Consider the following 1,145-nt stretch of genomic DNA (forward strand, 5'->3'; position numbering starts at 1 on the left):
GGGGCGAGCTAACGGATCGGAAAGCACCGACGTCCACCTATTTGCACTACCGCTTTGGGCACCGCAACGAACAGCCGCATCTGGATCAATTGACTTTGGCGGCTCTTCAGTGCGGCGACGCCTAGGTACTTCATCCGCGTGACCTAAGAGGGTAGGTCACCGGCGAGGCCGCCGGCCAAAGCGGCCATCCCTCGAGTTCGGTGCGCACACGTCAGGGTGGCTAGGGCCCGGTGGAGTCGAAGCGCCAAGACCTCTAACCAGGGCCGAAACTGAACCCTGTCACGCGGCGAAAGTCGAAGCACCGCCTCTTCACTTCACTTGGCACTACTTTGTAGATATGGGAGATAGGCAGGCAATACCTGCGGAACTTGAACGCGCGGTGATGCTTGAAGCTGGGTACCGGTGCGCGGTCCCTACCTGTCGGACAGTGTCACCGCTGCACATCGAACATATCGAGGACTATGCCCGAGTGCAGAAGCACGAGTTTCACAACATGATCGTGCTCTGCGCCAACTGTCACGGCATGAAGGGGGTCGGGCCTCGAAGGCTCGATCGGAAAGCGCTGCGCCAGTTGAAAGTCAACTTGGGCCGCGTCAATCAGCGTTATAACGACACCGAGCGTCGAATACTCGAGCACTTCGTGGAAAATGGCCCCGAAAGCCTCGTGGTATTGCCCGGCTCTGAAGTTCTCTATTCATACCTGATCAAAGACGGGGTGCTAGTCGAGGATCCAGAGCAGGAAGGGATGCTTGTGGCGCCTGTTGGGTGCGACGGGGAGATCATTTCCGTGACGACGGGATATAGGTTGACTCCACTCGGTAGGGATCTTGTGAAGAAGTACGCAGAAAACGAAGCTCTTGAAGACTGATATTGCTACGGCATTGGCTGTTTTTGAGTCGGTTGTGCCTGCATTGTCCGCCCTTTTGGGCGTAGCGCTCGGAGTCTGCGGGTCGCTAGCTACAGAATGGTGGCGAGGCCGGTCCGAGCGGAAGCGTCAGCACGCGGAGTTGGCGCACGAGCTGCGGCAGTCGCTGCGCAGCGACCTGTTGAGGGAAATAATCGACCTTGTGGAGAACGAGTTCTCGACTGCAAGGAAGCTCGCATCGGAGATGCAAGCTTCGAGCCTACGGGTTTCAAACGGGCCC

General features: G+C 58.1%; 1 protein-coding gene. It reads left to right on the plus strand.

Features of this window, described 5'->3' with window-relative positions:
• Positions 1 to 382 precede the first annotated feature (382 nt).
• On the plus strand, positions 383 to 868 hold the full coding sequence (locus tag DCI01S_RS17065; RefSeq protein ID WP_256386770.1) for an HNH endonuclease signature motif containing protein: 486 nt from the start codon (positions 383 to 385) through the stop codon (positions 866 to 868).
• Positions 869 to 1,145 lie beyond the last annotated feature (277 nt).

Origin of the sequence: Dietzia cinnamea NBRC 102147 (assembly GCF_001571065.1) — a bacterium.
In the GTDB taxonomy this organism is placed as follows: Bacteria; Actinomycetota; Actinomycetes; order Mycobacteriales; family Mycobacteriaceae; genus Dietzia; species Dietzia cinnamea.